Here is an 11,969-nt window from a genome sequence, read left to right as displayed (position 1 = left end):
CATGGACATGCGGGCGCCGGCGGGGCCGGAGAAGCGACAGGAGCCGGAGGTATTACGGAGTGGCGGGGGCGCCCTTGAGACAGCTGCTCATGAAGGCTTTGCGATCCGCGCCCTTGAGTGCCTTCGTCTTGGCGTCGGCATTGCAGGACTTCATCTTCTCCTGCTGGGTCTCGTGGGCCGCAGGCGTCGCAGCGGGTGCCGCGGCGGCAGGAGCGGCGGCTGCTGCGGTGCTCTGGCCCTTCAGGCAGGAACTCATGAAGGCCTTGCGCTCGTCGCCTTTCTTGCCGGTCGCCTGCTTGTTGCAGTCGACCATGCGTTGCTGCTGGGCGGTGTGCGGCTTGGCGGCCGGCGGGGTGGTGCTGGCCGGGGTGGCGGCGAAAGCGGCGCCGGCGAAGGCGAGGGTGGCGCTGATGGCGAGCAGACGTAGTGACAACGACATGGTGACTCCTCCCTGGTGACCGGCAGGTGCCGGCCCTGTCAGTCTAGGCAGGGCGGACGCCGTCACGGCAGTCCGTAAAATCTTGCGTGCATGAAGTATTCAGCTGCGGCGACGTGTCGGACATCGCCGCAGCCGATGTGGGACGGGCCGTCGTCAGGCAGCCTCGGCCTTGGCCTTGCGCGGGCCTTCCAGCATCGCCTTGCGCACGTGGGCGACGATCAGGTCGACCTCGGCGCTGGTGACCTTGAAGTGCGGGGTGAAGCGCAGCGAATTGGTGCCGCCGTGGATCACGCCGACGCCGTGCTCGCGCATGTATTCCTCGGTGGAACCGGCGCCGTAGCACTTGTATTCCGGGGCCAGTTCGCAGGAGAACAGCAGGCCGGTGCCCTGCACCTTGGTGATCAGGCCGCCCAGTTCGTTCTTCAGCGCGTTGAGCTTGTCGACGAATTCCCTGCCGCGCTCGCGGATGTTGCTGCGCACCTCGTCGCTGAGCTCGCCCAGCGTGGCCAGCGCCACGTCCAGTGCACGCGGGTTGGCGGTCATGGTGTTGCCGTAGATGCCCTTGCGGTACAGCCCTGCGGCGCGTTGGCTGACGGCCAGCACCGACAGCGGATACTGGCCGGCGTTGAGCGCCTTGGAGAAGGTTTCCATGTCCGGTGGCGGCAGGCCCTCGAAGCCGGGGTAGTCCACGAACGACAGCACGCCGTGCGCGCGCAGGCCGGCCTGGATCGAGTCGACCAGCAGCAGGGTGCCGTGCGATTCGGTCAGTGCGCGGGCAGCCTTGTAGAACTCCGGCGTCACCGCACGGCCAGGGTCGCCTTCGCCCATCACCGGTTCCAGGAACATCGCCTCGATGAACCAGCCGTGCCTGTCGGCGTCGGCGAACGCCGCTTCCAGCTGCGTCACGTCGTAGGGGGCCACGGTGATCAGGGTGTCCTCGTGGCGGTAGCTGGCGAGGTTCTGCTGGTAGGTCTTGCGGCTGGAATCGGAGTACAGCGCCGGCGCCTCGGTGCGGCCGTGGAACGCGCCCTTCACCGCCAGTCGCTTGATCGTGCGGCCGGCATAACGCGCGCCCGTGTCGGTCATCGCCTTGGCGTTCACGTCGGCGATGCGGCAGGCCAACGAGACCGACTCCGAGCCGGAGTTCAGGCACAGATAGCGCGCGTACGGGCTGCCGCCGCGACTCCGGCCCAGCTCCTTGTTCAGCGCCGCGGTGAAGCGCAGCTGCGATACGCTGGGCGACATCACGTTCGCCATCACCTGCGGGCGGGCCAGCGCGGCCAGGATCGCCGGGTCGTTGTGGCCGAAGCCGAGCATGCCGTAGCCGCCGTTGTCGTGCACCACGGCACCCTTCAAGGTAACGATCCACGGGCCGCGCGCGGCCGCAGGGAGGTACGGGTTGATTGCGTCGTCGGGATAGAAGTTGACGAAGCCGGCCTGCACCCGCACGAGCTGTTCGGCTTCATCGAGCTTGAGGAAATCACCCATACCAGCCGCCGCCATCTCGGCACGCAGCTCGCGATGTCGCGTCACCGCCTCGGCGATCGCCTGGCCCAGCAGGGGATCGTTCGCCGCCATGCGCTCGATGCTGGCGTCGTCCAGGCCGATGGTCCGCGGCTTGCCGCCGAATTCGCGCAGTTCGCGCAGCTGGTTGATCACACCCATGGCTATCTCCTCAGATCCGCCGGCGCCTCGCACCCAGCGCGAAGCAGGCCAACGTGTAGTGCGTGGGGGAGCCCGGCTCCCGCGGCGCGCGGCCCGGTTTGGCGGGTGGGCGCGCATCCACGCACGCCGAGGATAACCCGCGGCATGGCCTGCCCGGTACCCCCTGAGCGTGGCTGGCCGATCCATGGTCGCTGCGCTTTGCCTCGTCCGATCAGGCGCTTGGGACGGAATTGGCCGCGCGGATGACGCCTGTCACCCGCGATGGTTGACGGCGGCGACTGGGGCCGATGAGGCGCGCTGCCTAGGCTGTGCGGCAGGAGGAGATACCCGCATGAACGACACCACCGTCGCCCGACTTGCCGCCGCCGTGAAGCGCTACGGCCCGCTCACCGCGCTGGATGGCGTGGACCTTGCGGTGCGGCGCGGCGAACTGCTCGCCTTGCTCGGCCCCAACGGCGCCGGCAAGAGCACCAGCGTCAGCCTGCTGCTGGGATTGATTCGCCCGGACACGGGTCGCGCCGAACTGTTCGGGCTCGACCCGCAGCGCATCGAGGCGCGCCGGCGGATCGGCGTGATGCTGCAGTCGGCCAATCTGCCGCCCACGCTGCGCGTGTGCGAGCTGCTGCGCCTGACCATGAGCTACTACCCGAACCCGCGCGGCTACGACGAGACCGCCGTGCTGGCCGGCATCGCCGACCTGCTGCTGCGGCCCTACGGCAAGCTTTCCGGCGGCCAGCAGCGGCGCGTGCAGTTCGCGCTGGCGCTGTGCGGGCGCCCCGAGCTGCTGTTCCTCGACGAACCCACCGTGGGCATGGACATCGACGCGCGGCAGAAGCTGTGGGCGGCGATGCGCGCGCTGGTCGCCGAAGGCTGCGCCGTGGTGCTCACCACGCATTACCTGGAGGAAGCCGATGCGCTGGCGCAGCGCGTGGTGGTGCTCGGTCAGGGCCGCGTGCTCAGCGAGGGCAGCGTGGACGACTTGCGCAAGCGCGTGGCGCTCACCCGCATCCGCTGCGTGAGCGACCTCGATGCCACCGCGATCGCCGCCTGGCCGAACGTGGCCTCCGCCATGCGCGAGGACGGCTACCTGCGCATCGCCACCGCGCAGGCCGAGGCGGTGGTGCGCCGCTTGCTCGACGCCGACTCCGCCCTCGGCGAGCTGGAAGTGCAGCGCGCCGGCCTGGCCGAGGCGTTCACCGAACTCACCCGCGATGCCGCCGAGGCCGCGGACGCCGACCAGCGCGAGGCTGCCTGACATGCAAACCGCCAGTTCCACCACCGCATCGGCAGCTGCCGTCGGCATGCCGCGCCGCAGGGTGCTCGGCGCCTATCTCGAAGAGGCGCGCAGCGAGTGCCTGCGCTACCTGCGTGCGCCCGGCTTCCTGCTGCCGGTCATGCTGTTCCCCGCGATGTTCTACCTGCTGTTCGGCGTGCTGATGGCGAGGTCGAACGGCGCCGACGCGGCACGCTACCTGCTGGCCAGCTACGGCGTGTTCGGCGTGATGAGTCCGGGCCTGTTCGGTTTCGGCGTGTCGCTGGCGCTGGAGCGCGACGGCGGCCTGCTGACCTTCAAGCGCGCCTTGCCGATGCCGCCCGGCGCCTACCTGCTGGGCAAGATGCTGATGGCGATGGCGGCCGCCGGCGTCGTGATCCTGTTGCTGCTGGCGATGGCGCTGTCGCTGGATCGCGTGACGCTGGCCCCGCTGCAGGCCGGTGCCTTGCTGCTCACCGGCATGCTCGGCGTGCTGCCGTTCTGCGCGCTGGGCATGTTCGTGGGCACCCTGATCAGGGGCCAGGGCGCGCCCGGCATGCTGAACCTGATCTACCTGCCGATGTCGTTCCTGTCCGGCCTGTGGATGCCGCTGCCGCTGCTGCCGGCGTTCCTGCAGCGGATCGCGCCGGTGTGGCCGAGCTACCACCTGGACCGGCTGGCGCTGGCGGCGGTGGGCATGAACCGTGGACCCCTGCTGGTCCACGTGCTGGTGCTGGCCGGTTTTGCCGCGGGGCTCGCGCTGCTGGCCGCCAGGCGCCTGCGCCGGCACGGTTGAAGTAGCATGCCGCAGACCAGGCCCCCAGCGACCGACCACGCCATGATCCCCGCCTTCGCAGCCCGATGGTTCGTGCCGGCACCCGACTCCGCGGTGGCCGACGACCTGCGCCGGGGCAAGTCGCCGTGGGCCGACAACGTGCACCTGCTGTGGTCGTTGTGGATCTTCATCACGCCGCTGTTCGACCACGGCCTGCATGGCTACACCGTGACCTGGCTGCTGTGCACGCTGGGCTCGTATCCGCTGTTCCTGCTGCTGTTCGCCAGGTTGCGACTGGCTTCGCGGCGGACCGCATATCTCTATGCATGGGGCATGGCGGCGCTGTGTTTCGGCCTGTTGCGCTGGTATCCCAGCGGGCTGAGCTACTTCGTGTACGCCTGCGTGATGCTGAGCCATTGCGACCTGCGGCGCTTTCGCAGCTACGTGGTCCAGGTGCTGCTGATCAACGCCATCTATGTGGCGCTGGCCTGGTGGATCGGTTATCCGCCGTCGATGCTGGTGATCATGCCGGTCACGGTGTTCGTCATCTGCACCATTGTCACGGTCGAGCAGATCCACCACGAGAAGGACGCCGCTCTCAGCCTTTCCCACGACGAGGTGCGCCGACTCGCCGCCACCGCGGAGCGCGAACGGATCGGGCGCGACCTGCACGACCTGCTGGGGCATACGCTTTCGCTGATCACGCTGAAGCTGGAGCTGTCGCGCAAGCTGTTCGACCGTGACGTCGAGGCCGCCCGGCAAGAGGTCGAGGAAGCCGAGAAGGTCGCACGCCACGCGCTGGCCGAAGTGCGCAGCGCGGTCACCGGCATCCGCGCCACCGACCTCGCCGCCGAGCTGGCTTCGGCGCGGCTGCTGCTGGAATCCTCGCGGGTGCACCTGGATTACGGCGAACTGCCCGCCGACCTGCCGGGCGACATCGAGCGTGGCCTGTCGCTGGTATTGCGCGAGGCGGTGACCAATATCGCGCGCCACGCCGGCGCCAGCCGGGCCCGGATCGAGATGACGCGCGAACGGGGTAGCGTCTGCCTGCAGATCGGCGACAACGGCCGCGGTGGCATCGAGAGCGACGGCAACGGCCTGAGCGGCATGCGCGAGCGCGTGCGCGCGCTCGGCGGCACGCTCGCGTTCGAGTCGCCGCGTGGCCAGGGATCGCGCCTGCGGGTGGTGATTCCGCTGCCGATCATGCGACTGGTCGAGTCGTCCCGGTCGGCGCCGGAACCGTCGGTGGCCGAGCCGTTGACACAGCCGCTTCCGGACCGGCCCGTCGCGTGAGTCCATTCATGTTGCCACTCCCCATGCCCGCACAGGCCATGACGCCAATCCTTCATTCCCACCGGTGCCGGGGAGCCATCGCATGATCCGGGTGCTGCTGGCCGAGGACCAGGCGATGGTGCGCGGTGCGCTGTCGGCGCTGCTGAACCTGGAGAGCGACATCGAGGTGCTCGGTTCGGCCGCCGACGGCGAGGCCGCATGGCGCGAGCTGCAGCGGCTGAAGCCCGACGTGCTGGTCACCGACATCGAGATGCCCGGCCTGACCGGGCTGGAGCTGGCGCAGCGCATCCAGCGCCATGAACTGCCGATCAGGGTGGTCATCGTCACCACCTTCGCGCGCCCCGGTTTCCTGCGCCGCGCGCTGGACGCCGGCGTGTCCGGCTATCTGCTGAAGGATGCACCCGCCGAAAATCTCGCCGAGGCCCTGCGCACCGTGCATCGCGGCGGCCGCGCGATCGACCCGCAGCTGGCGCTGGAGGCGTGGTCCGAAGCCGATCCGCTCAACGACCGCGAGCGCCAGGTGCTGCGTCTGGCCGGCGAAGGCCAGTCCGCCGGCGATATCGCCGTGCAGTTGAACCTGTCGCACGGCACCGTGCGCAATTACCTGTCCGAGGCGATCGGCAAGCTCGGCGTCGCCAACCGCATCGAGGCCTATCGGCTGGCACGGCAAAAGGGCTGGCTGTAGGCGCTTGCGCCGGCATCGGCGCGCTGCGGGATAATGGCCCGTTTTCCGACGCCGGCCGCACCGCCTTGAAGAAGTCCGATTTCGATTTCGAACTGCCGTCCGAGCTGATCGCGCAGGCGCCATTGCCCGAGCGTTCGGCCAGCCGCCTGCTGCTGCTCGACGTGCCCGCGCAGTCGCGGCAGGACCGCCGGTTCCGCGAACTGCCCGATTTCCTGCGGCCGGGCGACCTGCTGGTGTTCAACGACACCCGCGTGCTGCCGGCGCGACTGTACGGGCGCAAGGACACCGGCGGAGCGGTGGAGATCCTGATCGAGCGGGTTACCGGCGCGCACGAGGCGGTGGTGCAGTTGGGGGTGAGCAAGAAACCGAAGGAGGGCGCGCGGATCGAGCTGGGCGACGGCAGCCATGCGCTGGTGCTGGGCCGCGACGAGAGCTTCTTCCGGTTGCGTTTCGAGGCGCCGGAGCCGCTGGAGAAGCTGCTGCAGAAACTGGGCGAGATGCCGTTGCCGCCGTACATAGAGCGGCACGCCGACGCCAGCGACATGGAGCGCTACCAGACAGTGTTCGCGCGCGAGCCCGGCGCGGTGGCGGCGCCCACCGCCGGACTGCATTTCGACGAGGCGATCCTGGCCAGGCTGCGCGAGCGCGGCGTCGAGTTCGGCTACGTCACCCTGCATGTGGGTGCCGGCACGTTCCAGCCGGTGCGCGTGGATGACCTGCAGGACCACCACATGCACCGCGAGTGGCTCAATGTCGGAGCGCACCTGATCGGGCAGATCCGCCGCACCCGCGCGAATGGCGGCCGGGTGATCGCGGTCGGCACCACCGTGGTGCGCGCGCTGGAAAGCGCCAGCAAGGACGGCGAGCTGCACCCGTTCGCCGGCGAGACGCAGATCTTCATCTTCCCCGGGTATCGCTTCACCAGCATCGACGGCCTGATCACCAACTTCCACCTACCGCAATCGACCCTGCTGATGCTGGTGTCGGCGCTGGCCGGGCGCGAGTTCATGCTTGGCGCATACCGCCACGCGGTCGAGCAGCGCTACCGCTTCTTCTCGTATGGCGACGCCATGCTGATCCTGCCGCACGGCGCCTGAGCGGCGCATTGTTGTCGCAGGAGCCGGCTCGCGGGCTGCTGCAAACACGATGTGGCGATGGGCGTGGCAGGCCAAACCCGCGATAATGGCCGGATGACCTCCCTCCGCTTCGACCTCCACGCCACCGATGGCGCCGCCCGCCGTGGCCGCCTCACGTTTGCCCGCGGCACGGTGGAGACGCCGGCGTTCATGCCGGTGGGCACCTACGGTTCGGTCAAGGCGATGACGCCGCGCGATGTCACCGAGATTGGCGCCGAGATCATCCTGGGCAACACCTTCCACCTGTTCCTTCGCCCGGGGTTGGAGGTCATCGGGAAGTTCGGCGGGCTGCACCGGTTCATCGGCTGGGACAAGCCGATCCTCACCGACTCGGGCGGTTTCCAGGTGTTCTCGCTGGCGCACAAGCGCAGGATCACCGAGGAAGGCGTGACCTTCGCCTCGCCGGTGGACGGCTCGAAGGTGTTCCTGTCGCCGGAAGTGTCGATGCGGATCCAGGCCACGCTGGATTCGGACATCGCGATGATCTTCGACGAATGCACGCCGTACCCGGCCACGGAGAAGGTGGCCGGCGATTCGATGGAGCTGTCGCTGCGCTGGGCCGAACGTTCGCGCCGAGCGTTCGACGAGCTGCAACGTGTCGATGCAAGGCCGCCGAATGCGCTGTTCGGCATCGTGCAGGGCAGCGTGTACGAGAACCTGCGCCGGCGTTCGGCGGCGGGCCTGGTGGACATCGGCTTCGATGGCTATGCGGTCGGCGGCCTCGCCGTGGGCGAGCCGGAGGCCGAGCGCAACCATGCGCTGGACTTCACCGTGCCGCTGCTGCCGGCGGACAAGCCGCGCTACCTGATGGGCGTGGGGCGGCCGGAGGACATCGTCGAGGCGGTGCGCCGCGGCATCGACATGTTCGATTGCGTGATGCCCACCCGCAACGCCCGCAACGGCTTCCTGTTCACCGCCGAGGGCACGCTGCGCATCCGCAACGCGAAGTTCGCCGCCGATACCGGGGTGATCGAGGAAGGCTGCGACTGCTACGCCTGCAGCCACGGCTTCAGCCGCGCCTACCTGCGCCACCTCGACCGCTGCAACGAGATCCTCGGCAGCCAGCTCGCCACCATGCACAACCTGCGCTACTACCAGCGCCTGATGGCCGGCCTGCGCGGGGCGATCGCCAGCCGCAAGCTGGAATCGTTCGTGGCGGAGTTCTACGCCCGCCGCCAGGGTGCCGCGGTCTCGTAGGCACCGGTGGAACCGGGGTCGGAGTGGCCTTGCAACGGGCTGCGGCTGCCCTCATCAGGGACCAGCCGGCGCCACCGTGCATGGCCCGGGGGTGCATGGCATAATCGAGAATCTTTTATCGGGCGTTCAGCCGAAATTCCCGGCAGCGCCATAACTTGCGAGACAAATCCATGAGTTTTCCGATCTCTCCCGTGATCGCCCAGGCCGCGGCTCCGCAACCCGCCGGTGGCGGCATGTCCATGATCATCATGATGGTGGTGCTGTTCGGCCTGATGTATTTCATGATGATCCGCCCGCAGATGAAGCGGCAGAAGGAGCATCGCGCGCTGATCGCCGGGCTGGCCAAGGGCGACGAAGTGGTCACCAACGGCGGTATCGCCGGGCGCGTGGACGAGGTGGGCGAGACCTTCATCACGGTCGAGATCGCGCCCAACGTGAAGGTCAAGGTGCAGAAGGCTGCGGTCCAGCAGGTACTGCCCAAGGGCTCGTTGAAGTCCGCCTGAGCCAACGGCGCCCCGAGGGTGAGGCATTCTCCCATTGAAAGTGCGGCCATGGATGGCCGCGCCTTGACGTTCGCGATCACGGACGATCGCAAAGGACCGGATCATGAGTGATTTTCCCCGCTGGAAGTACGCGCTGGTCGCGTTGGTGATGTTGTTTGGCGTCATCTACGCCTTGCCGAATGCATTTCCCCCGGTACCGGCGGTGCAGGTCACGGCCAACCGCGATGCGCCGCCGATCGACCAGGCGGTGCAGCAGAAGGTGAGCGCAGCGCTGACCGCCAGGAACATCGCGGTCACCAGGGTGTTCGTGGAAGGTGACCACCTGCTGGCCACGTTCGCCAACTCCGACGTGCAGAAGAGCGGCGCCGACACGATCAAGGCCGCGCTGGGCGACGGCTACACGGTGGCGTTCAAGCTGCAGTCCAACGTACCGGGCTGGCTGGGTGCGATCGGTGCCCGCGCGATGCCGCTGGGCCTGGATCTGCAGGGTGGCGTGCACTTCCTGATGCAGGTCGACCAGAAGGACGCGATCGAGAAGCAGGAAAACAGCTACGCGGACGACATCCGCGCGTTGCTGCGCAACAAGAACATCCGCTACGAGTCGGTGACCCGCAATGCGGCGGCTGGCCAGGGCATCGCGGTGATCCTGCGCTCGGCCGACGACCGTTCCACCGCGTCCGACGCGATCGCCAACGAGTACACCGACCTGCTGGTGTCCTCCGGCGCCAGCACCGGCGACCGCTTCGTGCTGAACGTGGCGATCAAGCCGGAGAAACTGCGCGAGCTGTCGCGCAGCGCAATCACCCAGAACCTGGGCACGCTGCGCAACCGCATCAACGCCCTGGGCGTGTCCGAGCCGCTGATCCAGCAGCAGGGCGACAGCCGCATCGTGGTCGAGCTGGCCGGCGTGCAGGACCCGACCGAGGCGAAGAAGCTGATCGGCGCGGTCGCCACGCTGCAATACCGCCCCGGCATCGGCCAGCCAGGCGATCCCCGCGCGGTGGAAGCGGCGCGCACCGGCAACATCCCGCCGGACGCGAACCTTTACTACATGCGCGGAGACAACCGGCCGGTGCTGGTGAGCAAGCAGATCATCGTGACCGGCAACCAGCTGGTGGATGCCTCCTCGGGCATCGACCAGCAGAGCGGTACGCCGAAGGTCGACGTCACCCTGAACGCGGCCGGCGCCAAGAAGATGGGCGACTTCACCAATGCCAACGTCGGCAAGCCGATGGCGGTGCTGTACGTGGAGCAGGTCTACGAGACGAAGGTGGTCGACGGCAAGCCGGTGCGTGTATCGAAGGTCACCGAGACGGTGATCAACGACGCCACCATCCAGAGCCCCTTCAGCAGGCAGTTCCAGACCACCGGACTGGGCAGCCCGAAGGAAGCCTCCGACCTGGCCCTGCTGCTCAAGGGCGGCGCGCTGGCCGCACCGATGGACATCGTCGCCGAGGGCGTGATCGGCGCCAGCCTTGGCCAGGACAACATCGACAAGGGCTTCAAGGCGGTGATGCTTGGCCTGGCGCTGGTGCTGCTGGCGGCGGCGATCTACTACAAGCTGTTCGGCCTGGTCGCGGACATCGCGCTGTTCTTCAACCTGGTGATCCTGGTGGCGGTGATGTCGCTGATCGGCGTCACCCTGACCATGCCGGGCGTGGCCGGCATCGTGCTGACCCTGGGCATGGCGATCGATGCGAACGTGCTGATCTGCGAACGCGTGCGAGAGGAATTGCGCAACGGCTCCAGCCCGCACGCGGCGATCCGCGCCGGCTACGAGAAGGCCTGGTCGACCATTCTGGACGCCAACGTCACCCACCTGATCGCCGCATTGGCGCTGACCACGATGGGCAGCGGCGCGATCAAGGGCTTCGGCGTGACGCTGATGATCGGCATCCTGACTTCGCTGTTCACCTCGGTAACGCTGACCCACGCATTCACCGCGGCGATCCACGGCCACCGCAAGCTCAAGACGCTGTCGGTCTAAGGGTTTATCGAATAGAGCGGCCATGGATGGCCGCCTTCGCCCGGAAATGGACTTCCATAGAGAGAATCTCCCATGGAAATCTTCAATCACGACAGCAACATCCACTTCCTGGGGATGCGCAAGTACACCATTGCGATCGCCATCTTCCTGATGATTGCCTCGATCGGGCTGATCGCGGTCAAGGGCCTCAATTACGGCCTGGACTTCACCGGCGGCGTATCGATGACGGTCGACTACGACCAGTCGGTGGAAATCTCGGACGTCCGTGCGGCGCTGGACAAGGGCGGCATCCACAACGCCATGGTGCAGAGTCTGGGCGGTACGCGCGAGGTGTCCATCCGCATGCAGACCAAGGACGTGTCGGCCGCGGCCGATGCCGCCGGCAAGGTCAATCTGGAACGCGTGGCGACCAACGTCGCCAAGGTCCTGCAGGCCGCGCGGCCGGATGCCAAGCTGAAGAATCCCGAGTTCATCAGTGCCGAAGTCGGTGCCGAACTGCGCAGCGACGGCACGGTGGCCGCGGTGTTCGTGATCCTCGGCATCATGGCCTACCTGTGGATCCGCTTCGAGCGCCGCTTCGCGATCGCCGCGGTGTTTACCGAGGTGCACGACACGCTGGTGACGCTGGGCATCCTGGCGCTGGTGCAGCGTGAGTTCGACATGACCGTGCTGGCCTCGGTGCTGGCGGTGATCGGCTACTCGATCAACGACAAGGTGGTGGTGTTCGACCGCATCCGCGAGCTGTTCCGGCTGGCGCGCAAGGCCGAGCCGGAGGAGATCCTCAACCGCTCGATCAACAACACCCTGTCGCGAACCATCATCACCTCGCTGTTCACCGGCATCACCATGGGCGCGCTGTACTTCTACGGCGGCACCGCGGTGCACGGCTTTGCCGTCACCATGCTGATCGGCATCGTGGTCGGCACGCTGTCCTCGATCTTCGTGGCCAGCCCGATCCTGCTGTGGCTGGGCGTGTCGAAGAAGGACCTGATGCCGGTCACCCGCGACAACCCCGAGCTGGCCCGGCGTCCATGAGT

The 11,969-nt window shown here is 67.8% G+C and carries 11 protein-coding genes; 9 read left to right on the top strand and 2 right to left on the bottom strand.

The annotated features are described in order from the left end of the window. Window positions 1-52: 52 nt before the first annotated feature. Both DEO45_RS05240 and DEO45_RS05235 read right to left on the bottom strand, forming a co-directional pair. Window positions 53-439 carry a PsiF family protein gene (locus DEO45_RS05240; RefSeq protein ID WP_114341219.1) on the bottom strand — a complete coding sequence of 129 codons (387 nt, stop codon included), beginning with the start codon at window positions 437-439 and terminating at the stop codon, window positions 53-55. Between the two features lie 153 nt (window positions 440-592). Further along, complete coding sequence (locus DEO45_RS05235; RefSeq protein WP_114341218.1) at window positions 593-2,104, bottom strand: aminotransferase class III-fold pyridoxal phosphate-dependent enzyme; 1,512 nt, start codon at window positions 2,102-2,104, stop codon at window positions 593-595. A 331-nt stretch (window positions 2,105-2,435) separates the two neighbouring features. On the opposite strand from DEO45_RS05235, the gene DEO45_RS05230 reads away from it, so the two are divergent. The 9 genes from DEO45_RS05230 to secF all read left to right on the top strand — a co-directional run bounded on the left by DEO45_RS05230 (window position 2,436) and on the right by secF (window position 11,967). Next, complete coding sequence (locus tag DEO45_RS05230; RefSeq protein WP_114341217.1) at window positions 2,436-3,359, top strand: ABC transporter ATP-binding protein; 924 nt, start codon at window positions 2,436-2,438, stop codon at window positions 3,357-3,359. Window position 3,360: 1 nt separating this feature from the next. Continuing rightward, window positions 3,361-4,152 carry an ABC transporter permease gene (locus DEO45_RS05225; RefSeq protein ID WP_114341334.1) on the top strand — a complete coding sequence of 264 codons (792 nt, stop codon included), beginning with the start codon at window positions 3,361-3,363 and terminating at the stop codon, window positions 4,150-4,152. Between the two features lie 42 nt (window positions 4,153-4,194). Continuing rightward, window positions 4,195-5,424, top strand: a complete 1,230-nt coding sequence (locus tag DEO45_RS05220) for a sensor histidine kinase (RefSeq protein WP_114341216.1) — start codon at window positions 4,195-4,197, stop codon at window positions 5,422-5,424. Between the two features lie 82 nt (window positions 5,425-5,506). After that, entirely contained in the window at window positions 5,507-6,109 is a 603-nt protein-coding gene (locus DEO45_RS05215; RefSeq protein ID WP_114341215.1) for a response regulator transcription factor, read from the top strand. A 65-nt stretch (window positions 6,110-6,174) separates the two neighbouring features. After that, a complete protein-coding gene (gene queA / locus DEO45_RS05210; RefSeq protein WP_114341214.1) occupies window positions 6,175-7,206 on the top strand; it encodes a tRNA preQ1(34) S-adenosylmethionine ribosyltransferase-isomerase QueA in 1,032 nt (343 codons plus the stop codon). A 93-nt stretch (window positions 7,207-7,299) separates the two neighbouring features. Next, window positions 7,300-8,442 (top strand): tRNA guanosine(34) transglycosylase Tgt, encoded by a 1,143-nt coding sequence (gene tgt / locus DEO45_RS05205; protein ID WP_114341213.1) that lies wholly within the window; start codon window positions 7,300-7,302, stop codon window positions 8,440-8,442. A 170-nt stretch (window positions 8,443-8,612) separates the two neighbouring features. Next, on the top strand, window positions 8,613-8,945 hold the full coding sequence (gene yajC, locus DEO45_RS05200; RefSeq protein ID WP_114341212.1) for a preprotein translocase subunit YajC: 333 nt from the start codon (window positions 8,613-8,615) through the stop codon (window positions 8,943-8,945). 103 nt (window positions 8,946-9,048) lie between these two features. Then, a complete protein-coding gene (secD, locus tag DEO45_RS05195; RefSeq protein ID WP_114341211.1) occupies window positions 9,049-10,932 on the top strand; it encodes a protein translocase subunit SecD in 1,884 nt (627 codons plus the stop codon). A gap of 72 nt (window positions 10,933-11,004) precedes the next feature. Continuing rightward, on the top strand, window positions 11,005-11,967 hold the full coding sequence (gene secF, locus DEO45_RS05190) for a protein translocase subunit SecF (RefSeq protein ID WP_114341210.1): 963 nt from the start codon (window positions 11,005-11,007) through the stop codon (window positions 11,965-11,967). The last annotated feature ends 2 nt before the right edge of the window (window positions 11,968-11,969 follow it).

Origin of the sequence: Rhodanobacter denitrificans (genome assembly GCF_003335105.1) — a bacterium.
GTDB lineage: Bacteria > Pseudomonadota > Gammaproteobacteria > Xanthomonadales > Rhodanobacteraceae > Rhodanobacter > Rhodanobacter denitrificans_A.
This window is presented reverse-complemented; position numbering and strand designations above follow the sequence as displayed.

Excerpts from the sequence above, each read along its gene's own strand:
- DEO45_RS05235 (WP_114341218.1), bottom strand. The coding sequence starts at position 2,104 with ATGGGTGTGATCAACCAGCTGCGCGAACTGCGCGAATTCGGCGGCAAG.
- secF (WP_114341210.1), top strand. The coding sequence starts at position 11,005 with ATGGAAATCTTCAATCACGACAGCAACATCCACTTCCTGGGGATGCGC.
- DEO45_RS05215 (WP_114341215.1), top strand. The coding sequence starts at position 5,507 with ATGATCCGGGTGCTGCTGGCCGAGGACCAGGCGATGGTGCGCGGTGCG.
- DEO45_RS05240 (WP_114341219.1), bottom strand. The coding sequence starts at position 439 with ATGTCGTTGTCACTACGTCTGCTCGCCATCAGCGCCACCCTCGCCTTC.
- DEO45_RS05220 (WP_114341216.1), top strand. The coding sequence starts at position 4,195 with ATGATCCCCGCCTTCGCAGCCCGATGGTTCGTGCCGGCACCCGACTCC.
- tgt (WP_114341213.1), top strand. The coding sequence starts at position 7,300 with ATGACCTCCCTCCGCTTCGACCTCCACGCCACCGATGGCGCCGCCCGC.
- secD (WP_114341211.1), top strand. The coding sequence starts at position 9,049 with ATGAGTGATTTTCCCCGCTGGAAGTACGCGCTGGTCGCGTTGGTGATG.
- DEO45_RS05230 (WP_114341217.1), top strand. The coding sequence starts at position 2,436 with ATGAACGACACCACCGTCGCCCGACTTGCCGCCGCCGTGAAGCGCTAC.
- DEO45_RS05225 (WP_114341334.1), top strand. The coding sequence starts at position 3,361 with ATGCAAACCGCCAGTTCCACCACCGCATCGGCAGCTGCCGTCGGCATG.
- yajC (WP_114341212.1), top strand. The coding sequence starts at position 8,613 with ATGAGTTTTCCGATCTCTCCCGTGATCGCCCAGGCCGCGGCTCCGCAA.